A 22,391-nucleotide genomic window follows, 5' to 3' on the forward strand; every position below is an offset into this window, starting at 1 on the left:
GGTAAACTTCATCGACGACGAGGACTGACGCAATCAGCGCCTGGCAACGGTCTTGAAAGTGCCCATACCGAAAGCGACAAGAGTGCCTTCGGTATCAACGACACGGGCTTCGAGATGCATGATGCTGCGGCCACGGCGCTGAGTGGCCGAACGGCAGTAAAGCGTGCCTTTGCCCGCGCTGACATAGTTGATGTTCAAGTTCAGCGTGGCGCTAAGCGCACTTCCTTCACCATCTTCGAGACCTGCCGCAAGCCCGAGCGTCGTGTCAATCAATGTTGCGATGGCTCCGCCATGAACCACGCCGCGCCTGTTTAACAATAGTGGGTTTTCGGGCATTACCACTTCGACTTCGCGCCCATTGCAGAAAGTGACTTCCATGCCGGCGGCGATCGAAAATGGTGCTAGATCAATGTTCAGGATTGTATTCGTGGTCATTGGAGGCAGCATTCCTGAAAATAACGTCGTGTTCGAACTCTACAGAGCACAGATAACAAAGAAAATGCAGATAGGAAGCTCCTATATGAGATATCCGTCGTTCATGTGTTCTCCATTGAATCGCGATGGCTGATCCTGCTTCCGAAAAAGGGAGGACGCGATGAATCTCGGAATACGAGGCAAACGCGCCGTCATTATTGGCGGCAGTTCGGGCTTGGGTTTTGCAGCAGCAACGGCACTGGCAGAGGAGGGCGTTGATGTCACCCTCTTTGCGCGGAATAATGAGGCTCTGGAAGAGGCAGCAAGGCAACTTGGCCGGTTGAATGTTCAATCGGACTGCGTTGCAGGTGATGTTACTCGGCTGGATGACCTGAATCAGCTGGCAGAACACCTCACGGAAAGAGGCGGCCTCGACATTCTGGTTTTGAACACGCCGCGTCCACCCAGTCCCATGCGGGACTTTCTGGATGAAACCGACGATCAGCGCTGGCGGGAGGCGCATCGTGACCAACTGGATGCAGGTCTGAATGTTCTACGCGTGCTGCCACGGTTGCTTTGCGGTAAAGGCTGGGGGCGAGTGATCGGCATCACGTCCGCGAGCGTCAAAAATCCTATGCCGCGTCACGCGATATCGACGATCTTCCGCGCTGGTATACAAGCGGCGTTGAAACATCTGGCGCTGGAGCTTGCCTCCGAAGGGATTACGGTGAACGCGGTTGCACCGGCAACAATCGTCACGCCGACATTTTCACAATTCCACGATCTCGAAGCGAGGATACAGGCAACGCCGTTGGGTCGGGCGGGAACGCCGGAGGAGCTTGGAGCCTGCGTCGCTTTCCTTGCATCGCAACAGGCGGGGTATCTCACGGGCCAGATTTTGCAGCTCGATGGTGGCAGGACCGGAGGGCTTTTATAGGCGGGTGCATTGGCAGAACCTTGATCTGCTCTAGGATTTGGCGGTGAAGCGCGGGCCGATCCATTATGCATAATGGGTTGAATTAAGGCTCAGAGAAGGAGGATCTCATGCGCCGTAGCTCCAATCATTTTACCCATGCCATCAAAGCATCCCTTGTTGCCCTTGCCGCTTTCGCGCTGACGGGTGCGGCTTCGGCTGAAGTTGCGGGCGACTGGAACGGGATCGTTGCTAAGGCCAAAGAGGAGGGCCGGGTCAACTATTATTCTGTCATGCCGCCAGCTCAGAACGATGCGCTGATAACGGCGTTTCAAAAGACATATCCGGAAATCAAGGTTGTGGTCGTGCGCGGCGCCGGTGAGTTGGCTGGTCGTATCGCGGCTGAACAACAGGCCGGTTCTGATGGCGCGGATGTGTTCGCTTTCGCCGATACGGGCTGGTTTGCAACCAACAAGGAAAACTTGCTGGATCTGAAAGGCCCCAATGTGGAAGCCTTTCCCAAAGCGGGTTGGACGGTTGATGGCAAGTCTGTGAATCTTTCCTTTTCGCCGCTTGGCTTTCTTGTGTGGAACACAGCCCGCGTGAAAGATGGTCTCAAAGAATGGAACGACCTTCTTGCCCCGGAACTCAAAGGTCACGTCGGTACCCGCGAGGGGATGACCTCTACGCTGGCAGGTTTTCTGGAATTCGTGCATGACCGGCTCGGACAGGACTATTTCGAGGCTTTCGGCAAACAACAGCCACGCTTCTACCCGTCCACCGTGCCGCTGACACAGGCTGTCGCTTCAGGTGAGGTTTGGGCCGCCAATACTGGCAATGTTGCAACCATCATCCAACTGGTGGCTCAGGGTGCGCCGATCGATTTTTCGGTCCCCAAACCAAGCTTTGCAAATCCGCAAGCTGGTGCGGTATTGGGCAGCTCCAAGCGTCCAAACGCGGCACTCGTGTTCGTGGATTTCGCCGCCTCACCCGAAGGCCAGAAGGCATTGAACGGCAATCATCTTGGCGCGAGCCCCATACCGGGTCTTGAAGGCACCTTGCAGCTTGCCGACTTCGATGTTCTTGACCCCACCAAATATCCCCCATCCGTGCGGCAGGAATGGCAGGCGAAATTCGACAAGGCCTGGCGGAATTAACGACTGCCCCTTGATCTGAAAGCGGGGGCGGCGTGCTATCGGCATTCTGCCCCGACTTCAAGCTTGTAACAGGGGAAATCATGACGAATTTCACCATTGTCGGGAATGCGGACAAGAATTCGCGTTTCAATGCCTTTCTGCATATGCTCTGGCGCCAAAAGCCTTGGCTTTTGCTGCTGATTGCAGTTGCAATTCTGGTTTTTATGCCAATCGGCGCCCTGTTGAGGCTGGCGCTGGAAGATGGGGCCGCTGGTCTTAGAACAGTTATGGCAGAGGCCAATACACCGAAGATTCTATGGAACACCGTTGTGCTTGCCTTTGGCGCGCTCGTCGTGGCTATGGTCTGCGGTACGGCTGTTGCGCTCTCTGTTTGGGCGCTGCCGCCGTCGATCCGACGCTACACATCGTTCCTGCCGGTGCTGCCGCTTTTGATCCCAAGCGTTGCACATGTGATCGGCTTTGTTTTCCTCTTCTCGCCCGAGAATGGATACATCAATTCTGTTCTGCGTCTGTTGCCGTTCTTCTCCGAGAGCTACAGCGGTCCGTTGAATATCTACACGATCTGGGGGATCATTTTTTACACCGGCTTTTCGCTGGCGTCATACGTCTTCCTGTTCGTCTACACTGGTCTGCAGGATATGGGCACTGACTATATCCAGGCTGCAAGAGCCAATGGCGCAAGTCCGGTGCGGACATTGTTCACGATTACGTTGCCCATGCTACGTCCGGTTCTGGTCTATGCAGGCATGATTGTGCTGCTGTTGTCGATGGGGCAGTTTACCGGTCCGCTGATGCTGGGCCGTCGACAGGGCATCGACGTGATCACCACGCAGATGTATCTCGTAACGACGGAATTCCCCGTCAACTATGCCATGGGCGCATCCTATGCTCTGCCATTGTTGATCGTCGCAGCTGCGATCCTATGGATGCAACATCGCATTATCGGTAATCGTGACCGATTTATCGGGCGCGGAAATGCCTCGCTTGCAATGCTGCCCGTGACACTCACCACCCGTGTCGTTGCGGTGTCGGTCATTTCAATTTTTGCCCTGTTATCGGCGATCTTGCCACTGTTGGCGTTGCTGTTCGTTGCGCTGTCACCGTTCTGGTCTGGGTCGTTGTCCATTTCGAATTTGACGATTGCCAACATTCAGGCAGTGCTGGCAAGTCCGATCATGTTGGATTCCGTGGTGACGACACTGCGCCTCGCGCTGACCACCATCGTGATCCTGCTGCCGCTGGGTATGCTGGTGGCGATGGCGATTTTCTACCGCAATCTGCTATGGCGTCCGCTGTCCATGGCGCTTGATGTAGTCGCCAATCTGCCGCTTGCTGTTCCGAGTGCTTTGATGGGCTTTGGCTTCCTGTTTGCCTATTCGGCACTTCCTTTCGGTCTCTATGGGTCGGCTCTTGGGATGATACTCGCCTTCGTCACGATCAAGCTGCCCTTTGCGGTCCGCTATCAGCTTTCATCGCTGATCGCACTTGGCTCGGTTCAGGTTGAAGCGGCACGCGCAAATGGCGCAGGCGCGTTCAGAACCTTTTTCCAAATCATTTTGCCGCTGGCGCGAAGCGGCGTGACTGCGGCCGGCGCTGTCATCTTCGTGTTGTTGATCCACGAATTTGGCGTGGCGTTGATGCTGCGCTCTACCGATACCAATGTGATGTCGGTGGTCTTGTTCGATCTTTTCAATGCTGGCGGTCTCTATCCGCAGGTAGCCGCTTTCGCTCTGGTAATGACCTTCATCACCATGGTTGGCGTTTTCGTCGCGCTGTGGGTTGGCGGCACCAAAGCCTTCGCCAAGATGTAATGGCAGGAGTTTCCCGATGAATATGATGACCAGTACTGAAACCCTAACACACAGCAATGCCGTGGAAGTGGGCAACCTGTCAAAGAGTTACGGCTCTGGCAAAAGCGCTGTACGTATTCTCGACAATCTTGGGATCAGCGTGGCACAGGGGGAAATGCTGGTTTTGCTGGGACCTTCGGGCTGTGGCAAGACCACTCTGCTACGCTGTATCGTTGGGTTGGAACAACCTGACAGCGGCCGAATTGAACTTGGCAGTAAAATCGTTGTCGATACAGAGCGCGGGCTGGTACTGCCACCAGATAAACGCGGCGTGGGTATGGTGTTCCAGAACTATGCGCTCTGGCCGCATATGACTGTGGCGCAGAATGTCGCTTTTCCACTGAAATGCCGCAAACAGGCAGCCGAGATTGGCAGAGGCCGTGTTCAGGAAGCGCTGGACGTTGTGCAATGTGGTCATTTGGCCGAACGCTATCCTTCGCAGCTTTCCGGCGGACAACAGCAGCGCGTTGCGCTGGCGCGCGCCCTTGCATCGCGCCCACAGGTGATGCTGATGGATGAACCCCTTTCAAATCTGGACGCGCTCTTGCGCGTCGATCTCCGCAGCCAGCTCCATCAATTGCATAAGAAGCTCGGGTTTACCGGCATTTATGTAACCCACGACCAGAATGAAGCCATCAGTCTTGGAACACGGGTTGTTGTGATGCGCGCCGGACAGATGGAGCAGATTGGCGCACCGATGGAGATTTATAGCCGCCCGGCCAATGAATATGTCGCAGAGTTTCTCGGATTGCGAAATGCTCTGTCAGTGCGGGTTGACGAACACGGACTTATGTTTGTCGGCAAGGACAAGGCGCAGCTGCCCGCAAACTTTTTGCCAGCGGGCGAGTATCGTCTACGTATGCGTCCTGTCGACCTCGTCATGGCAAACGGTCGCGAGGAGAATGCAGGAAACCGTGCCTGGATTGACGGAACAGTTCTCGACAGTATCAGCTATTGCGATATCAGCGAGGTAACGGTTGATATCGGCGGACACAGCATGCTGGTTGAAGGTAAAGGACTTGGATCACCTGAAGTCGGTCAGAGCGTCCGGATCGGAATCGATCTTGAGCAGGCTAAGTTCTTCCGGGAGAGCAGGCTCGCATCGACCCGTTTTCTGGGATGACCAGGGCGACAGCTTTGCGCGTTCAGTGGTGCAGAGAGAAAAGCCATTTCGAAATCCTCCTATGTCCCGCATAGGCCAATTCCACCGATAGAAATTCTCAAATTGACGCACGCATGATTGAGCGCAAAAAAGTCTTATGTGCACCGGCATTCGAGGATGTATCCGGAGGCGCTAACGGGGCTCCGCCAAGCGCATTCGGCATAAGTTACAGTTATCAGATGTGAAGTGATGAGGATAAGCTGAACATGAGCAAGACATGGTTGATCACCGGTGCTGACAAGGGGCTGGGATATTCTGCAGCCGAGACGGCGTTAAAGCGAGGAGATAACGTCGTCGTCACGGTGCTGGCTTCAGATGGTCGCCACCCACTCAGCGAGACCTTTCCGGAGCGTTTCAGGTCGTTTCATTTGAATGCGGCGGATGTCGCGCGCGTACCAGAGGTCGTTGCGCAAGCGGAAGCGGCGTTCGGCCGGATTGATGTGCTGGTCAATAATGCGGGCTATGGCCTCATTAGTCTGATCGAAGAAACTCCCCCAGAGAAATATCGCGCTCTTTTCGACGTGAATTTCTTCGGTCTTGCAGAGATTACTCGCGCCGTCTTGCCGATCATGCGGCGGCAGCGCAGCGGCCATATCATCAATCTGTCCTCTGTCGCAGGTTTCGGGGCCGTTGCCGGGTTTGGCTTCTACAGCGCAACGAAATATGCGGTTGAAGGCTTGTCTGAATCTCTGGCCCATGAGGTCGGACCGTTGGGAATAAAGGTGACGATTATCGAGCCTGGGCCGTTCCGCAGCGATTTTGCTGGTGGTTCTCTGGATGCGTTGATCAGCGACAATGAAGATTACGCTGCAGCTGCCGAATATGTGCGCACCTATCAGACCAGCAAACATGGGAAGCAACCGAACGACCCGGCCAAATTTGGTCCGGCGCTCTGCAAATTGGTGGATGCCACTGAACCGCCACTGCGCCTGCCTCTTGGCGTGGAGGCTGTCGCCCATCTACGCAATGAGATGGCCCAAGTCGAAGGGGAACTGCAAATGTGGTACGAACTGGCAAGTTCAACCAGCTTTAGTTCCTGATCTGTTGGGAGGCACAGCGGCGCTTGAGAGGGGAAAAGGTATGAGTAACGCCATCTATGCGCGACGGGTCGTGTCAGGTCATGATAGAGCGGGAAAGTCGATCGTGCTTAGCGATGCAATGACCGCATCCAGGGTTGCGACAGACGCTTTCACCATCAATCAGATCTGGCAGGTAGACCAGCTTCCGCCGCACGTTCTTGTCGAAGACAGCTCCGTGGGTGAAGTGTCGATTGCACCGCCGGTTGGCGGCTTCGTATACCTTGTCACGACGTTTCCACCGGACGCTTCATGGGATTTTGCCGGTCGCTACAAGGATGCGCTCGCTGCATCGGGCGGTGCGAATGCTCATGTCGAGGCGAGCGAAATTCCCGGCATGCATGAGACCGATACCGTCGATATTATCACGGTCATTTCTGGTGAGATTTACGCGGTGCTTGAAGCGGGAGGAGTTTGCTTGAAGGCAGGTGACTCTTTCGTCCAGAGGGGCACGCGACACACCTGGAGCAACCGCACGCATGAGCCGTGTACTATCGTTGCTGTTATGATGGGCGCGCACCGTTAGAATGCGATGGGCCTTTCGCGATTATTGGCTATGACATTCAATTTTTGCGCGACTTACAAGCTGGAATACCGGCGGATGGCATCTGCCATCCGCTGAAGTGTGTTCAACCGGCCATCTTCGTAATCTGTTCGGTGGAAGGCAGGGCTTTGGCGGCTTCGCCCTGCAATACGGCGCGAATACCGTAGCGCTGGACCATCTCCTGAATGATCAGGAAAATGCGCGATTCAACCACCGCGCAAGCGCGGCTAACTGGACGCGAACGCTTGCGCACCATATAGGCGTTGCGTCGAATGGTCGGCTCCTCAATGGGCACGAGAGCAAGCGTACCTTCGGCAACCTGCTTGCTGACCGCACCGTGTGATAGGATCGTATAGGCGCTGGCGCGACTGACCATCTCCACGAGATGGGGCAATGAATCAATCGCCGCAACCACATTGAGTTGTATGCCGATTGAGCGTGCGAACTTTTCCTGCAGTTTGCGCGCACCGTGGGCAGGGCTGGTTAGCACCAACGGCATTTCCTGAAGCCGTGCGGCGCTGATAGGATTGAGCGCTATGCCGTCTGGACCAATCTCGCCGGGCCAATTATCAGTTGCTGTGACGAGGAAGAGTTCTTCCGATAGCAAAGGTTCGAACGAGTAAGGCACACTATCATAGGCTTCATAGACACAACCGATATCAACGCGGTCTGTGCTGATCCAATCGATAATGTCTCCGGACATAGCTTCAGCAATGTGAAGGCGGATGTCTGGATACTCTGTGTGAATGGTCTCCAGTAAAGGAACGCTGAGGAGTGTGCTCAGTGATGGTGGCAGTCCCACAGAAACCGGGCCGCGTGGTTCGCCGCTCAGGCTTCTGATATCTTCAACCAGATCATCGAGACTTTTCAGGATATCCGCTCCACGACGGGTGAGCGCCATCCCTGCTTCCGTCATCTGAATGCCGCGGGTACCACGGATTATCAGCTGCACATCCAGCATCTTTTCAAGCTTGGCAATGTTTTCCGAAAGTGAAGGCTGCGCCATGTTCATTGCACTTGCAGCTGCCGAGATCGACCCATGTTCGGCAAGCGCCAGAAAATAGGATAGCTGCCGAAAATTCAGCAGCGCATGACCCTTGTCCATATTGACCATCAGTAAATTCCTCCTAGCCTGAGACAGGCTCTCCAAATCGATAGGCTAAGCCTATGGATGTGCGCGTCAAGGAAAAATCAAGCAAAGGCCCTGCCTGCTCGACCTCTTGTGACTGCATGTTGATGCCGCAGAGCCGTCGGGGCATTTCTCACCGGGCCCCCGCAGGTGCAAGTTTTGACAATTCCGTTGGCGACACCGGGCCCTTCCGGGTTTTCAATTCTCTTTTGATTTCTTGGAGATAGAGTTTAAGCGCCAGTACTTCGCCGTCATTATTCGCTCCGATGAGCTAGCGCCGGACCTTATCTGTCCTGTTGGCAGAATATGTCTGATGGATAGGAAGTGGCTATATTAGACAAAGGTAAAACCTATATCGACGTTGTCGCAATATGCGAAGGTCTTGCTACTCTGACTTGAATGCGCCTTTCTCGATAACATGTGGCAGGTGTAGGGCGTCGATGCCCGCCGGGAGAACCGGGCCGCAACACATTTCCAACGAAATCGAGTTAAAGATGAAAGTCGGATATATTGGCCTGGGTAGCATGGGCGGTGCGCTGGCTGCAAGGCTTCTGCTCAGACATGAGCTGACCGTCTATGATCAGTCCACCACTGCGGTTGAGCGCCTGGTGGAAAAGGGAGCGGTTGCTGCAGAAACACCAGCTGCTCTTGGAGCTTCATGCGACGTCGTTTTCCTGTGTCTGCCGACCTCAGCTCATGTTCGTGAAGTTATCTTTGGCCCTGTTGGTCTTTCCGGCGTCTTACGCGCGGGTTCGATGATCATCGACCAAACGACCGGCGATCCAGACGAAACCCGGCGATTGGCAAAGGAATTGGCTAGCGTCGGAATCGAACTGATCGATGCGCCCGTCAGCGGTGGGATTGCTGGTGCTCAAGCCGGTACCATTGCCATTATGGTTGGCGCCAGTGAGGAGAAGTTCTCACGAGCTTTCCCACTGCTCGAATCCATTAGCAACAATGTCTATCATGCGGGCGAAATCGGTAATGGCCATGTCATCAAGCTGGTGAACAACCTGCTCTCTATGACGCAACGTCTACTGTCTTTTGAAGCTATGACCCTTGCCGCGAAGAATGGAGTGCCTCCTGAAAAGGCGGTTGATATTCTCATCGCCGGCGGTGGTCGTAATGCATATCTGGAAAGAATGATGGGACCGCGAATCCTGAAGGGTGAGCTGAATGTGGGCTTCACCTTGGGGCTTGCACATAAGGATGTGCGGCTTGCCTGCCAGCTTGGTGTCGATTCCGGAGTTCCGATGTTCTTCGGCAATCTGACTCGCGAATTATATCAGACCTTTATAGCTGAAAAGGGACCGTCCAGTCAGGTCGATACGGCTGCATTGATCTACGATCGGCTCGCTGGCACGACCGTCGTTCCAACAGATAGCGATCAACTAGAGGCATAATGAGAAGTCAAGCAGGGGATAGCGTGACCACCATGACGCCCCAAGATCAAAGATGCTAAAAGAGGCAGGAGCATTCTATGAGGATTACACGAAACGGAACCGAGAAATCCACCATTGGCAGTGCGGCCACATTTACCGGACATGTTCGCCGCGATGGGTTCTTTGCTGCACCCGCACCTGCGCATCTCGTCGGCGGCACGGTAACATTTGATCCCGGCGCGCGTACGGCGTGGCATACGCATCCTCTGGGTCAACTGTTGATCTATACGACTGGCGTCGGTCGAGTTCAGGTTTGGGGCGAACCGGTACAAGAGGTCAGCCCCGGCGATCTAGTCTGGTTCGAGCCCGGTGAAAAGCATTGGCACGGCGCTTCGCCGGACGTTGGGGCGACCCATATTGCTCTGGTTGAAGCCGTGAATGGCGAGACAACCGACTGGCAGGAACATGTCACGGATGGCCAGTATCGCGGCGATTGAAGTTGGTTAGGCTCATGCTTGGTAAGCGGTTCTGGTTTCCGTTGCCTTGTCAACTGATAGGTCATTCCTATGGGCACGGATTGGAGGGGTGGGGATATATTGCCGGCAAACATCGGGGAGGATTTGGCGATGTCGATGGATGAGATGATGGCAGGCGTTCTGGAACTCCTGGACAGGGAGGCGATCAGGCAATGCCTGCATCGTTATTCGCGAGGAGTAGACCGGTTCGACCGGGAAATGGTTTTGTCTGCTTTTCACGAGGACAGTTTGGATGAGCACGGCAAGTTTGTCGGCACACCGGAGGAGTTCGTAGACTGGGCATTAGCGCAGCATAGCGGGGCACACCAGTCGCACCAGCATTGCCTGCTCAACCACACATGCGAGATTGATGGCGCAACGGCCCATGCGGAAACCTATTTCATGTTCATTTCCATGAACCGCAGTGGTAAGCCAGTTACCATTGGCGGCGGTCGTTATGTCGACCGCCTGGAGAAACGGCATGGACAGTGGCGGATCGCTGCCCGTGTGACGCTTCGCGATTGGGGGATGACAGACGAGATTGCCGATGTGTCAGATCTAAGCGCCTTCACCTCAACGCGCGCGCTGCTTTCCGACGCCGAACGACGCTTCATGAACGAAGGCCGCGGCAGCGCCCGTAATCGCAGCGACCCTTCTTATGACCGGCCGCTTACAGTCGATCCGGCTCGCCGTGATGCCTATCTCGCTTTGAAAGGACAGGTGTCGTGAACGGAACAATGCACGCCGTTGCATTCGATGCTTTCGGCACGCCGGACAACTTGCGTATAGCGGAATTTCCCATTCCCCTGCCGCGTCGCGGGGAAGTCGTCGTTCGCGTCACCGCCGCATCGGTCAATCCGACCGATCTCATGATGCTCTCCGGCCAACAGGCCCGCATGATGGCCGAACTTTCACCACCCTATGTCGGTGGCATGGAGTTTTCCGGTCATGTTCATGAGGTGGGCGAGGGCGTTAACGTCGTCGCTAAGGGTGATGCAGTCATCGGTGTCGTCAATCCTCGGCGACCTGAAGGAGGGGCACAGGCGGCCTATGTTCGTGTCCCAGCGGCTTCGGTGGCAAAGCTCAAACCGGAAGTCGATCTCGTTTCTGCGGCGACAGTACCAATGAATGCGCTGACCGCTCATATGACGCTCGATCTGCTCAGCCTCCAGCCCGGCCAATCGGTGCTCGTCACCGGCGGTTCAGGCATGCTCGGTGGTAGCGTCATTCAACTGGCGCGTCGCGCGGGCCTACACGTGGTCGCGACAGGTTCGACCGATGACTGGCCGCTATTACGCTCTTTGGGAGCCGATACTTGTGTGTCGCGCGACGAAGCTGGCATGGTTGGGGCGGTGCGCGAAGCCTTTCCTGAAGGTGTCGACGGTCTCGTCGACGGTGCGCTGATCGGTAACAACATATCATTTCTGGTCCGAGACGGCGGTACCGCTGTCTCGCTCCGCATTACTTCTCCGATCGAAGATAAGCGGCTGAAAACGCCTTATGTTTCGGTCATTGCGGGTATGGAGCGCACGGATATTCTGGACGCTATAGCGTCTGGAATCGAGGAACGAGCTATTGTGCCCCGTGTGGCCGAAGGTGGACGCTTTTCGTTCAAACATGCCGCAGACGCATATCGCATGGCGTTGCGGGGTGGGTTTCGCGGTCGTGTGGTACTTCTCTTTGATGATGCCGTCGCGTCCGATTAATTCGATATGACAGGGAGGACGCTGGACGTGGTCTGGCAGGGAAAATACGATAAGTTGTTTGTTGCTGGTCGCTGGGTGGTCCCGAAGGGGGCGGATCGCATCGAGGTCATTTCGCCAGTGACTGAGCAGGTCATCGCCGCCGTTCCCTCGGCTTCGATGGCCGATGTGGATGCGGCGGTCGCCTCGGCGCGGCAGGCTTTCGACAAAGGCCCTTGGCCGCGCATGAGCGTGGAGGAGCGAATTGCGATTGTCAGCCGTTTGCGCGACTGTTTTGCCGCGCGGCAGGATGTGCTCGGCCAGCTCATTTCCGATGAGATGGGCAGTCCGATCACTTTCTCGAAGACGCTTCAGGCTGGCGTGCCCGTCATGATGCTCGATGCCTTCATCGACATCGCACGCAATTTTCCGTTTCGCGAAACCCGGCGCTCTGCCACCGGTCACGGTTTGGTGGTTCGCGAACCGAAAGGCGTGGTTGCAGCCATCGTGCCCTGGAATGTGCCGATGATGACGACGATCATGAAGCTCGGCCCCGCTCTTTTGTCAGGTTGCACTATTGTGCTGAAACCCGCACCGGAAACGCCGCTTTCTGCCTATATGCTGGGCGAAATGCTGGAAGAGGCCGGTGTGCCGGAAGGTGTCGTCTCCATTTTGCCAGCGGGGCGCGAAGCCAGCGAATATCTCGCGCTTCATCCTGGCGTCGACAAGGTGACGTTTACCGGCTCGACGGCAGCGGGGCGTCATCTCGCTGCGAAATGCGGCGAACTGATCCGCCCGATCACACTCGAACTCGGCGGAAAATCCGCGGGCATCTTTCTCGACGATGCCGATATCGTTGCAGGGGTCGAGGCGTTGCGTCTTGGTTCATTGCGAAATTCAGGGCAAGTTTGCAGTCTCAAGACGCGACTTCTGGTCTCACGTCAGCGGCGCGACGAGCTTCTGGATGCATTCTCGGCAGTTCTCGCGACAATGCCGGTTGGCGATCCAGCCAATCCAGCAACCCAGATTGGACCGATGGTGACAAAACGACAGATGGAGAGGGTCTCCCACTACATTGATGTGGGCATCGCCGATGGTGCTCGCACGGTGGTGGGTGGACCGGGTCGACCGGCTGATCTCAATCGTGGCTGGTTCGTCAAGCCGACGCTTCTTGCGGATGTCGATCCGACTTCGACCATCGCCCAGGAGGAAATTTTTGGCCCGGTGATCTGTGTCACCACCTATGACAGCGAGGACGAGGCCATCGCAATCGCAAATAACTCGGTCTATGGTCTAAATGGCGCGATCTTCTCTGCCGATGTCGAGAAGGCGATCCGTCTCGCCGGGCGCATCAAGACGGGCACGGTGGAGATCAATGGCTGCGGAGTTGGCTTTGCTTCACCAATCGGTGGGGTCAAGCAATCGGGCATCGGTCGCGAGGGCGGGCGTGAGGGTTTTGAACCCTATCTCGAAGTGAAATCTATCGGCCTTCCGAAAGACTACGAAAACGCAACGGCCTGACCTTTCTGGAGGTCAGGCCCTCAACATCGTTCCTGCCTGGCGGGGCACGCGGGTCTGCAGCATCAAATGCACGACGGGCTCAGCATTCTCCAGCTGCAAATCGATCACTTGCTGGCGCAAGGCCGCAGTTTCGCTCGTTCTGCGGCTCATCATGCGGCGATAATCTGTCCAGCTATTCGTCTGAAAACTTTCTGTCCATCGCCCTGTCCGGCGCAAGTCGCGCAGGAGAACCCAGTGCGTGGCACCCAACCTTGTCAGGTGTCGCCGGCGCGTTTCCATTAATGCCATGAACGTCGATACGTGGCCCGCATCGATCTGGTGTTCGATAACCACATGTAGCGGGCCGCCATGTGAAGTCATGTTTTGCTCGTCGGCCAGTTCTGTCGTCCCCAGTGGGTCATGGTTGATGCCGGTCGTATCCGGCAAGGGAAACTTCACGGCAAGGGCGAAAGCGCCAAGCATTAGCACGGTTGCACCACCAAGCGCGCCTTCAGTTCTGAAATGCTCAGCCACGACACCCCATAACCAACCACCGATGGACAGGCCCAGAAAGGCGGAGGACAAGAACATTGCAACCATGCGTCCTGCGATCCAGCGGGGCGAGGACAATTGCAATACACTGTTCTGCAGCGAGTGCACGGTCAGCCAGCAGGCACCACCGAGCACGGTGGAGGGAAGACCGCCCCACAAGTTGCGACTGATTGCAAGAAGCGCCATCGCAACCGCGCTCATGAGAAAAGCCGAGCAGACAATGTGATCGACCGTAAACCGGCGGCGCAGATATTTCATGCATAGACCACCAAGGATCGCGCCAAACCCGTAACCTCCGAAGAGGAAGCCATAGGTTAGCGCCCCTTGACCGAACTGATCGCGGGCTACCAGCGGCAACATAGCCATGACGCAGATGGCGGCGAGCGAGAAGCAGAAAACCCGCAGCAACAGGATCTGTAGCGGCTGTGATACTGCGAGGAAGCGAAAGCCAAGCACGAGCGCTGAACGAAAACCTTCCCTGTCGTTGCTCTTGGCTTGCACTGGAGAACGGAAAAACATAACGATCAGCGCTGGCAGATAGCTGACAGCGCCGACCATGAATGTAATGCCCGCACCGGCACTGGCAACCAGAATGCCGCCGATGGAGGGGCCAACTGTACGCATGACATTGGCACCGATATTGTGCAGAGACACAGCCTCGACCAGCCTTTCGCGCGGTACGATATCGCCGAGCGAGGACTGCCAAGATGGTGTGAAGATGGCGACGCCTGACCCAACCGCGAAGATCAGGGCGAGGATTGACCATGGCGTCAACATGCTCGTGACCGAGAAGAACGCCAGTCCGACCGACGCCAGCAGGCTGATTGCCAGCGATATAATCATGGTGATGCGACGGTCGAACGTATCGGCCATCGCGCCGGCTACTACCGAGAATGCCACCATAGGCAGGGCATAGGCGGTCTGTATCAGCGATACCAATGCTGCCGATGGCGTCAGCGCTGTCATGAGCCATCCACCGGCCACCACATGGATGAACATGCCGAGAAACGACAGTTCGACCGCAGCCCATAGCGTGAAGAACTGCGTGTTGCGCAAAAGGGAGGGCGGAGTTTCCGTCTTTCCTGTCATGGGTATTTCCGCCGAAATTTCCTGCTTGTTATCAGCTGCTTAGTGTCATGCCGCCATCGACCGTAAGACTGACGCCGGTGATGAACCGGGATTCCTCGCTGGCAAGGAAAACAGCGGCCTTGGCAACATCCCAGGCATCGCCCATCCAGCCCATCGGGATACGCGAGACACGCTCGCGCCACTTGTCGTCCAGTTCCTCGGGCTTGACGCCGTGGTTCTTTAATGCGGACAGCTTGGCCATGGGCGTATCCATCAGCCCTGGCAGAATGGCATTCACTCGAACCTGCCGCGAAGCATATTCGGCGGCCGTCACGCGGGTCAGGTGGTTCATTGCGGCCTTGGTGGTATAGTAGGAAGCATAGGGCGTTCCGAGATAGCGCAGCGATGAAATCGACGAGACGTTGACAATTGCGCCGCCGCCTTGCGCGACCATGGGCGGGATTGCGTGCTTCATAGCGAGGTAACAGCTTTTCAAGTTTACATCAAAAACGCGGTCCCAGTCTTCTTCAGGCAATTCGACGACACCGCCATTGATCACGATGCCGACATTGTTGTGCAACACGTCGATACGGCCGAAAGCCTTGAGACAAGCCTGAACCGCCGCGGCGACATCGGCTGATACGGCGGCGTTACCAGCAATCGCAATGGCCTGGCCGCCTTCATCTCTGATAATGGCTGCTGTTTCCTCGGCGGCATCCGGCTGCAAGTCGAAGCAGGCGACGCTTGCCCCTTCGCGTGCAAATTGGACGGCGCAGGCTTTGCCGTTGCCCCAACCCGGTCCGGCGCTGCCTGCACCCATGACCAGTGCAACCTTGTGCTTCAATCGTTGCATCTATTCTGCCTCCCTTGGCATTCCCGGAACGAGTGCGCTTGGACTCGTTGGTCTCAAATTTCTCATCGAAACATTCATAATCTGCTGCGGGTAAACTGTGATCTTCATTTTTCCTATGCCTATCAAAGTCTACTCCTTCGGATTGTCGCTCGAACATTAGGTCGGTTGAATAACGGGTATGCAGACAGTCGGTAAGGCTTGCCATAGGGAGTGCCGATGGATGCGCTAGGGCGAGGAGCGGCGGTATAGAAGTTGACCGTCGTTTCCGTTGTGATCACTCGGTCCTTGTGGCTAAGTGCGATCAACACAGAACGTTTCCGGAAACACCGGAAGAGGAGGAGACCGACGCTGCCAGTGGAGAGGCTTGCGTCGTGTGTCGTCGCATCAGCGGCATGATCTGTTTGAAAAAGGACGTTTCGTGCGCACGGCGACTCGCGGTACGCGGTGCGTTCAATCGTTCGGAGGAGACGAATGACTATTATACGAGACCATGACGTCGGCCATGCTGCCGCCGTCACCGCCAGCGCAACACCGTCCAAGAGAACCAATGCTGTCATCGGGACCACGATCGGCAATGTCCTCGAATGGGTCGATTTTGCTTCCTACGCATTCTTCGCGACGATTATTGCATCGCATTTCTTTCCGGCTGGGGATGATTTCCTCGCGCTGATGAGCACATTCGCGGTCTTCGGCGTCGGCTTCGTTGCTCGCCCGCTCGGCGCCTTGTTCTTCGGTCGCTTTGGCGACAAGAGGGGTCGCAAGCTCGCGCTACTGATTTCGATGCCGCTGATGGGTATCGGCACGCTCTTTGTCGGGGCCACCCCTTCTTATGATTCCATTGGCATTCTTGCGCCGATTATGCTCATTTTGGGTCGTGTCATGCAGGGCTTTGCGGCTGGCGGCGAAGTGGGGAACGCCATCGCTTTTCTGCTCGAATGGGCTCCCGCAAAACGCCGCGCGCTTTACAGTGGTCTCCAACAGTGCACTTCGCTGCTTGGCACCCTGATCGGTTCCGGCACGGCGGCCCTGTTGACAACGATCATGACGACAGAGGATCTCCATTCGTGGGGCTGGCGTATTCCGTTTCTGGTCGGTGGATTGCTGGTTGCGCCGCTCGGTCTCTATCTCCGTCGACACATCGATGAATCACCAACTTTCGAACGCGCGCCCGATCCATCATTTGTGACGGATACGCGCAGCCAATGGATGCAGGGTGCCAAGTCGCTCGCGCTTTCAGCCGGATGGGTGGTTTCATTCTACATCTACCTCATCTATCTCATGACTTTCGTCACCAAATATTCCGGCATTTCCTCCCAGACCGCTCTCTGGGCGAATACCGCTGGTCTTGCTTCGATGATGATCAGCATTCCGATATTCGGTCTGATTTCGGACAAGGTTGGTCGCAAGCCGCCACTTTTCGTTGGCCTTCTGTTGTCCCTGGTTCTGGCCTATCCGGTTTTCTCGCTCCTGCTCGGCGGGATATCCATTGCGCAGCTCTTCGCGATTTTCATCGGTATGGGCGCGCTGACCGGAATTTTTGCAGGTATCATGCCAGCTACCATGTCTGAAATGTTCCCGACCAAACTGCGTACGACTGGCGTGTCGGTCAGCTTCGGTCTTGCAACAGCAATCTTTGGCGGCTTTGCGCCTTTCATAGCGACCTCGCTGATCAACGTTACCGGCTCACCGCTATCTCCGACATATTATCTGGTCGTTGCTTCCGCAGTTTCCCTGCTGACGCTTGTGACTAGTGTTCGAGAAACCGCTCATTCGCGACTTGATTAATGGAAACTAGAATAAAATTGGCCGGGATGACCGGCCTTTATTAGCAGAAGAGAAGTTCTTCTATTTGGTCGAATTCCAACATGCAATCAAAGTTGACAGCTTGATGCGAAACCGTCACCATTGTTCGTGCGTGTTCTCACTTCACTCTATACCGCAATACCTCAACGAGAAGCGAAAATGCTGGCGTCGGTTATCCACGGATGGGGAAATTAGAGCCGGTAGTCGGGAAAGAGCTCACACCAGTCGCTTAAGACATGGATAAGACGTCCGTGGGCGAGATATGGTCCAAGCTGTCCTTCGGCCAGGTAGACTAAGCCGCAACCTTCAGCGGCGCGTCGAGCATCAGATTACGCATTTTGGATTGCGCCATCAACGGGACGAGGTTGATCAATGTTCTTGACTGGCAATCAGAGCGGTTGACGTTGGCTTTGCAGCAAAGCACCTTATCTCAGACGTACGCGATGACTTCCACAACAGCCGGCTCGGACCGCCTCAGGACATCGCGATTGTTCACGGAAAATGTAGCCGCAGAATAGAGCTAACCATATGAGTGAGATTGTGAATTTAATTACGCAGTCTTATGCGGATAACGACTGGAATACGTTCACGACGCCTTTGCCCAACTCTTTGTTTACCGTGCCACCGATCCGCGACGTTTCAGAAAAGTTCCCAATGTCACGTCGGTTCACCTTTGGGCGGCCTTCGCACTATCTTGCTCCAATGAAGAATGGGTTGTAAAAAGATCGTACTCACCGATCATCAATCGGAGGGCGGCTATGGCTATTGGGAAAATACGGCTTAACACATGACAATTGTTCGTCTGTCGGCCAAAAAAATGACTCATTCAGGCTTCTTTGAACACGGCTGAACCGCTATCGGCGGTTCAAAACAATGGGTCCTTCCCCTACACGACCTTGACCATTCTTTTTCCGACATTCTCACCTGCCAGCAATCCAACCAAGGCTCTGGGGAGAGCATCAAACCCTTCCAAAATGTCTTCTCGTACTATGATTTGGCCTTTGCTGACCCAATTGCGCAACTCGGCAGCAGCTTGTTCTTGCCTGTCCAGAAAATCAAATAGAAGGAAGCCGCGGATAGTAAGGCTTTTCAGAATGGCCAGTCCTGGAAAGCCGTTCGGGCCAGAACTGGGAGTACCGTCATCATATTGCGAAACGGCCCCGCAACAAACGATCCGCCCGTATTGAGCCATATTGGCCAAGCAGGCATCCAGAATGTCACCACCTGTATTGTCGAAGTAGATATCAATGCCGTCAGGACAAGCCGATTTCAGATCCTTGACGAGGTTGCCCGCTTTATAGTCTACAGCTGCATCAAAGCCCAACTCCTCGGTTAAAAGCGCGCATTTAGCTGGACCTCCGGCTACACCAACGGCGCGGCAGCCTTTAATCCGGGCGAGCTGTCCGACTATCGAGCCAACGGCCCCACCTGCTGCGGAGACGACAACAGTGTTGCCAGGCTTCGGTAGTCCGCACTCCAGCAGACCAAAATAGGCTGTGAGGCCCGGGACCCCATAGACGCTGACCAGATGGCTCAAGGGTTCAATTCTGGGGAGTTTGGTGAGATTTTGTGCCGAGACTACAGTAAAAGTCTGCCAGCCAGTCTCTGTGAAGACCAGATCGCCGGGTTCCAGATTGGGTGAGTGCGACTCGATGACTTCTGCCAGCGACATCCCAGCCATGAGATCACCGCTTTTCAGTCCGGCCCGATAAGTGGCTCCCTGCATCCATGCTCGGCTGGCGGCATCTAAAGCCACGTAAAGCGTACGTAGTAGAACCTCTCCCTTAGCTGGGCTGGGCATTTGGGCGTTACGCAATTCAAAATGATCCTCGGACAGCTTATCTTTCGGAAGTGTAGTCAGAATGATTTGCTGATTGATCACAATATATTCTCCATCAAAACTGATCTCCGATAGGTGCTGCGCCCTTTAATTGCTGTTCAAAAATAAGAGGCGTACATTGAACAATCCATGTTGGACAGTGCGTATATATTGCTAGATCGTTCTGATTTCGGATTTAGCCTTTTTCACTCTCACCATTGATGCCAAAGGGGCCGCAGGCGTTGATTTGCACCGAGAAGTGGCCAACGGTTCAATCCCTACCAAAATTCAACACAGAATGGTTCATAGTGCAGTCACTGGGTGCTGGCTTAAGTTTGTCCTCACCGCTTGATTAAGCGGGATCAGTCGTCCGAGAAATGCCGGAAACGGCCATGCGCGCTCACCAAAGAACTTCATGCCGGGTCAGGGAAAAGGCCGGGGCTTACTTTTAGGGAATAACCTATGAAACTTGGCTAGTTGATGGGCGTATTACTGCCAAGGGATTACCGGCGTTCCGAAACAGTGCGTGCGGCATTTTCGACGAGCGGTCCGAAACTGTTGCTGAAGCTCTCTGCCTTCCATTCTTGCAAACTACCAGCGACATGAATTGCGCCGACTGGATTGCCATCCGCATCCAGAATGGCTGCGCCGATGGCAACTTCATTGTACAAAACCTGGCGAGACAAGACTGAATGTCCGCGTTCGCGCGTTGCATTCACGTGCTCCATCACCTCTTCCAAAGTGCGAACCGTATGGGGGGTAAAAGGCGTCAGGTCGGAGCGACTGATAATATCCGCGATTTTTTCGTCGGGAAGTCGTGAGAGAATGGCTACGCCGCCGGCCGTGCAATAGGTTGGAACAGCATGGCCAACAAGCGTTGCACTGAAGAGTTCGTGCTTCGACGGCATGCGTACGGCATAGACAACACGGACATCGTCGAATAGCGAAAGATCAACACGCTCACGCACCCGGCGACGTAGTTCCAGCATGATCGGGTTGGCGCGTTGCAGCATGGGATTAAGTCGTAACAGATCATGTGCCATGTCCAGAACATGCAGACCTGGCAGATAACCGCGATCTGCAGGATCGCGGGCGATGACATCCAATTTCTGCAACGAATGAACAATGCGCTGCGCCGCACTACGGTCGATCCCAGCCGCAGTCGCGATCTGGCTTAGCGACAGCGGATGCCTTGCTTTCTGAAAAGCCATCATGACAGCCACGGTCCGCGCAACCGAGCGCAGGAACAATGGATCTTCTTTGTAGGCTTCCCCTTCTTCGGGGTGAAAAGTGGAGATGCCGCCCAAGTCTCGAAATGTGCTCATGGGAAAAATCTTTAGTCGCAGTTCTAGGATTGACAAGAGCCAAAATTGGTCCCTAAGATAAAAATAGATATAGATGTATCGCTGAGAGATACACATTCCAGCCCGAGGGGGCAAATCGATGAAATGGGAGTATGCTCGTGTCAAAACGCGTGGCTGTTGCTGGCTTTTTGCATGAAACGAACACGTTTGCCGCGGCTCCAGCCGATATGGCGGCGTTCGTTCAAGGTGGCGGTTATATTCCGCTGTCGCGTGGCGACGCGATTGTCGATCGGGCGCAAGACGTCAATCTGGGCATTGCGGGTGCGCTGAAATTTGCGCGCGAAGCGGGGTGGGATGTCGTGCCGATCCTGTGGGCTGGCGCCATACCATCGGCGCCAGTGACCGAGGAAGCCTATGAGGGCATTGTTTCGGAAATCGTTGCAGGACTGAGGGATTGTGGTCCGCTCGACGGGATTTTCATCGACCTGCATGGTGCAATGGTCGCTGCGCATGTAGATGATGGCGAAGGTGAATTGCTGGAACGGGTTCGCGCTGTTCGCCCGGACGAACCAATTGCGGTCGCGCTCGATCTGCATGGCAATATTACAAAACGGATGTTCGATCTTGCCGATGTAATGGTCGGTTTCCGCACCTATCCGCATGTCGATATGGCCGAAACCGGTTATCGTGCGGCCAAGGCGTTGCAAGCACTGATGGACACGCCGGATGGTTGGCACAAGACCATGCGTCAGGGCGACTATCTCATTCCGATTGCCTGGCAATGCACGGATGAGCAGCCCGCCAAGGCCCTTTACGGTATGACCATCGACCTGCCGGAAAATGTGCTGACGGCCTCGCTTTGCATGGGGTTTCCTGCCGCCGACTTTGCTGAATGCGGTCCTTCTGTTTTCGCTTATGGCTGGGACCGCACGGCAGTCGAGCGTTGCGCGGATGCCATTGCCGATGCGCTGGCTGCTGCGGAAGGGTCTTTTGCAGGCATTGCCTATCAGCCCGAGGAGGGTGTCGAAAAGGCCATTGAACTTTCTCGTGATGCAACGCGTCCCATCGTGATTGCCGACACGCAGGACAATCCGGGCGCCGGCGGCAGTTCCGACACGACGGGGATGCTGCGCGCACTTGTCGCCTGCGGCGCCGAGCGGGCATCTATCGGCTGTATGCACGATCCTGACGCTGCGGCACTCGCCCATCGGGCAGGCGAGGGAGCCGAGATCGAACTATCGCTGGGCGGCAAGTCGGGGATTGCCGGGGACGCGCCTTTCACCGCACGGTTTCGGGTCGAGAAACTGTCCGACGGTAAAGCGCATGCCACCGGGCCCTATTATGGCGGTACCTGGTTGCATATGGGGCCATCGGCTTGTCTGCGGCTTGGCGGAACGCGCGTGGTCGTCACGACCAATCTGGCGCAAATGGCGGATCGCGCGCTCTACCGCATGGTCGGTATCGAGCCCGAACAGGAAGCTATTCTCGTCAATAAAAGCTCGGTGCATTTTCGCGCCGACTTTGCGCCGATCGCCGAGAAGCTTCTGGTCTGCACGGCTCCCGGCGCCATGCCGCTGAGTCCGGCTCAACTGTCATGGAAACATTTGCGCTCGGGCATCCGGCTCGAGCCGCTCGGGAAAGAATTCAAACAATAAACAAACAAAAAAC

General features: G+C 55.6%; 19 protein-coding genes. 13 read left to right on the top strand and 6 right to left on the bottom strand.

All coding sequences use genetic code 11. The features are described from left to right. Positions 1-33 precede the first annotated feature (33 nt). A complete protein-coding gene (locus FGI60_RS06550; protein ID WP_171058716.1) occupies positions 34-435 on the bottom strand; it encodes a PaaI family thioesterase in 402 nt (133 codons plus the stop codon). 160 nt (positions 436-595) lie between these two features. Between FGI60_RS06550 and FGI60_RS06555 the strand changes: the two genes are divergently transcribed. From FGI60_RS06555 to FGI60_RS06580, 6 genes are all read left to right on the top strand, one after another. Continuing rightward, positions 596-1,351 (top strand): SDR family NAD(P)-dependent oxidoreductase, encoded by a 756-nt coding sequence (locus FGI60_RS06555; RefSeq protein WP_138784457.1) that lies wholly within the window; start codon positions 596-598, stop codon positions 1,349-1,351. Positions 1,352-1,458: 107 nt separating this feature from the next. Continuing rightward, positions 1,459-2,484, top strand: coding sequence for an ABC transporter substrate-binding protein (locus tag FGI60_RS06560; protein WP_138784458.1), 1,026 nt, complete (start codon positions 1,459-1,461; stop codon positions 2,482-2,484). 80 nt (positions 2,485-2,564) lie between these two features. Next, the gene (locus FGI60_RS06565) at positions 2,565-4,295 is read left to right on the top strand and encodes an ABC transporter permease (protein WP_138784459.1); all 1,731 of its coding nucleotides are present in this window, start codon (positions 2,565-2,567) and stop codon (positions 4,293-4,295) included. 16 nt (positions 4,296-4,311) lie between these two features. Then, positions 4,312-5,457 (top strand): ABC transporter ATP-binding protein, encoded by a 1,146-nt coding sequence (locus tag FGI60_RS06570; RefSeq protein WP_138784460.1) that lies wholly within the window; start codon positions 4,312-4,314, stop codon positions 5,455-5,457. 245 nt (positions 5,458-5,702) lie between these two features. Continuing rightward, complete coding sequence (locus FGI60_RS06575; RefSeq protein WP_138784461.1) at positions 5,703-6,536, top strand: oxidoreductase; 834 nt, start codon at positions 5,703-5,705, stop codon at positions 6,534-6,536. Positions 6,537-6,576: 40 nt separating this feature from the next. Continuing rightward, on the top strand, positions 6,577-7,098 hold the full coding sequence (locus FGI60_RS06580) for a cupin domain-containing protein (RefSeq protein WP_138784462.1): 522 nt from the start codon (positions 6,577-6,579) through the stop codon (positions 7,096-7,098). Positions 7,099-7,201: 103 nt separating this feature from the next. On the opposite strand, the gene FGI60_RS06585 is transcribed toward FGI60_RS06580, so the two are convergent. Then, entirely contained in the window at positions 7,202-8,230 is a 1,029-nt protein-coding gene (locus tag FGI60_RS06585) for a LysR family transcriptional regulator (protein ID WP_138784463.1), read from the bottom strand. A gap of 509 nt (positions 8,231-8,739) precedes the next feature. Here FGI60_RS06585 and FGI60_RS06590 point away from each other — a divergent pair. From FGI60_RS06590 to FGI60_RS06610, 5 genes are all read left to right on the top strand, one after another. Continuing rightward, entirely contained in the window at positions 8,740-9,648 is a 909-nt protein-coding gene (locus FGI60_RS06590; RefSeq protein WP_138784464.1) for an NAD(P)-dependent oxidoreductase, read from the top strand. A 77-nt stretch (positions 9,649-9,725) separates the two neighbouring features. Then, a complete protein-coding gene (locus tag FGI60_RS06595) occupies positions 9,726-10,124 on the top strand; it encodes a (R)-mandelonitrile lyase (RefSeq protein ID WP_138784465.1) in 399 nt (132 codons plus the stop codon). 129 nt (positions 10,125-10,253) lie between these two features. Further along, on the top strand, positions 10,254-10,871 hold the full coding sequence (locus FGI60_RS06600) for a nuclear transport factor 2 family protein (RefSeq protein WP_210238417.1): 618 nt from the start codon (positions 10,254-10,256) through the stop codon (positions 10,869-10,871). Next, positions 10,868-11,848 (top strand): quinone oxidoreductase family protein, encoded by a 981-nt coding sequence (locus FGI60_RS06605; RefSeq protein WP_138784466.1) that lies wholly within the window; start codon positions 10,868-10,870, stop codon positions 11,846-11,848. The genes FGI60_RS06600 and FGI60_RS06605 overlap by 4 nt, the downstream gene beginning before the upstream one ends. 6 nt (positions 11,849-11,854) lie before the next feature. Continuing rightward, a complete protein-coding gene (locus FGI60_RS06610; protein WP_138784467.1) occupies positions 11,855-13,345 on the top strand; it encodes an aldehyde dehydrogenase in 1,491 nt (496 codons plus the stop codon). Between the two features lie 12 nt (positions 13,346-13,357). Here the strand turns inward: FGI60_RS06610 and FGI60_RS06615 are convergent, their stop codons facing one another. Both FGI60_RS06615 and FGI60_RS06620 read right to left on the bottom strand, forming a co-directional pair. After that, positions 13,358-14,965, bottom strand: a complete 1,608-nt coding sequence (locus FGI60_RS06615) for an MFS transporter (RefSeq protein WP_138784468.1) — start codon at positions 14,963-14,965, stop codon at positions 13,358-13,360. A 31-nt stretch (positions 14,966-14,996) separates the two neighbouring features. Then, positions 14,997-15,797, bottom strand: coding sequence for an SDR family NAD(P)-dependent oxidoreductase (locus tag FGI60_RS06620; protein ID WP_138784469.1), 801 nt, complete (start codon positions 15,795-15,797; stop codon positions 14,997-14,999). 471 nt (positions 15,798-16,268) lie between these two features. On the opposite strand from FGI60_RS06620, the gene FGI60_RS06625 reads away from it, so the two are divergent. Then, positions 16,269-17,582: an MFS transporter gene (locus tag FGI60_RS06625; protein ID WP_138784470.1), complete on the top strand. Its 1,314-nt coding sequence runs from the start codon at positions 16,269-16,271 to the stop codon at positions 17,580-17,582. A gap of 904 nt (positions 17,583-18,486) precedes the next feature. On the opposite strand, the gene FGI60_RS06630 is transcribed toward FGI60_RS06625, so the two are convergent. Beyond that, on the bottom strand, positions 18,487-19,485 hold the full coding sequence (locus FGI60_RS06630; RefSeq protein ID WP_210238427.1) for an NADP-dependent oxidoreductase: 999 nt from the start codon (positions 19,483-19,485) through the stop codon (positions 18,487-18,489). 437 nt (positions 19,486-19,922) lie between these two features. Continuing rightward, positions 19,923-20,744 carry an IclR family transcriptional regulator gene (locus FGI60_RS06635; RefSeq protein ID WP_138784472.1) on the bottom strand — a complete coding sequence of 274 codons (822 nt, stop codon included), beginning with the start codon at positions 20,742-20,744 and terminating at the stop codon, positions 19,923-19,925. 131 nt (positions 20,745-20,875) lie between these two features. Here FGI60_RS06635 and FGI60_RS06640 point away from each other — a divergent pair, with 131 nt between their 5' ends. Then, the gene (locus tag FGI60_RS06640; protein WP_138784473.1) at positions 20,876-22,378 is read left to right on the top strand and encodes a M81 family metallopeptidase; all 1,503 of its coding nucleotides are present in this window, start codon (positions 20,876-20,878) and stop codon (positions 22,376-22,378) included. The last annotated feature ends 13 nt before the right edge of the window (positions 22,379-22,391 follow it).

The organism is Brucella haematophila (assembly GCF_005938105.1).
GTDB classification, from domain to species: domain Bacteria; phylum Pseudomonadota; class Alphaproteobacteria; order Rhizobiales; family Rhizobiaceae; genus Brucella; species Brucella haematophila.

Coding starts and splice junctions, on each gene's coding strand:
- FGI60_RS06555 (WP_138784457.1), top strand. CDS start 596: ATGAATCTCGGAATACGAGGCAAACGCGCCGTCATTATTGGCGGCAGT.
- FGI60_RS06640 (WP_138784473.1), top strand. CDS start 20,876: ATGCTCGTGTCAAAACGCGTGGCTGTTGCTGGCTTTTTGCATGAAACG.
- FGI60_RS06550 (WP_171058716.1), bottom strand. CDS start 435: ATGACCACGAATACAATCCTGAACATTGATCTAGCACCATTTTCGATC.
- FGI60_RS06560 (WP_138784458.1), top strand. CDS start 1,459: ATGCGCCGTAGCTCCAATCATTTTACCCATGCCATCAAAGCATCCCTT.
- FGI60_RS06595 (WP_138784465.1), top strand. CDS start 9,726: ATGAGGATTACACGAAACGGAACCGAGAAATCCACCATTGGCAGTGCG.
- FGI60_RS06610 (WP_138784467.1), top strand. CDS start 11,855: ATGACAGGGAGGACGCTGGACGTGGTCTGGCAGGGAAAATACGATAAG.
- FGI60_RS06570 (WP_138784460.1), top strand. CDS start 4,312: ATGAATATGATGACCAGTACTGAAACCCTAACACACAGCAATGCCGTG.
- FGI60_RS06565 (WP_138784459.1), top strand. CDS start 2,565: ATGACGAATTTCACCATTGTCGGGAATGCGGACAAGAATTCGCGTTTC.
- FGI60_RS06600 (WP_210238417.1), top strand. CDS start 10,254: ATGTCGATGGATGAGATGATGGCAGGCGTTCTGGAACTCCTGGACAGG.
- FGI60_RS06635 (WP_138784472.1), bottom strand. CDS start 20,744: ATGAGCACATTTCGAGACTTGGGCGGCATCTCCACTTTTCACCCCGAA.
- FGI60_RS06590 (WP_138784464.1), top strand. CDS start 8,740: ATGAAAGTCGGATATATTGGCCTGGGTAGCATGGGCGGTGCGCTGGCT.
- FGI60_RS06620 (WP_138784469.1), bottom strand. CDS start 15,797: ATGCAACGATTGAAGCACAAGGTTGCACTGGTCATGGGTGCAGGCAGC.
- FGI60_RS06585 (WP_138784463.1), bottom strand. CDS start 8,230: ATGGTCAATATGGACAAGGGTCATGCGCTGCTGAATTTTCGGCAGCTA.
- FGI60_RS06575 (WP_138784461.1), top strand. CDS start 5,703: ATGAGCAAGACATGGTTGATCACCGGTGCTGACAAGGGGCTGGGATAT.
- FGI60_RS06580 (WP_138784462.1), top strand. CDS start 6,577: ATGAGTAACGCCATCTATGCGCGACGGGTCGTGTCAGGTCATGATAGA.
- FGI60_RS06625 (WP_138784470.1), top strand. CDS start 16,269: ATGACTATTATACGAGACCATGACGTCGGCCATGCTGCCGCCGTCACC.
- FGI60_RS06615 (WP_138784468.1), bottom strand. CDS start 14,965: ATGACAGGAAAGACGGAAACTCCGCCCTCCCTTTTGCGCAACACGCAG.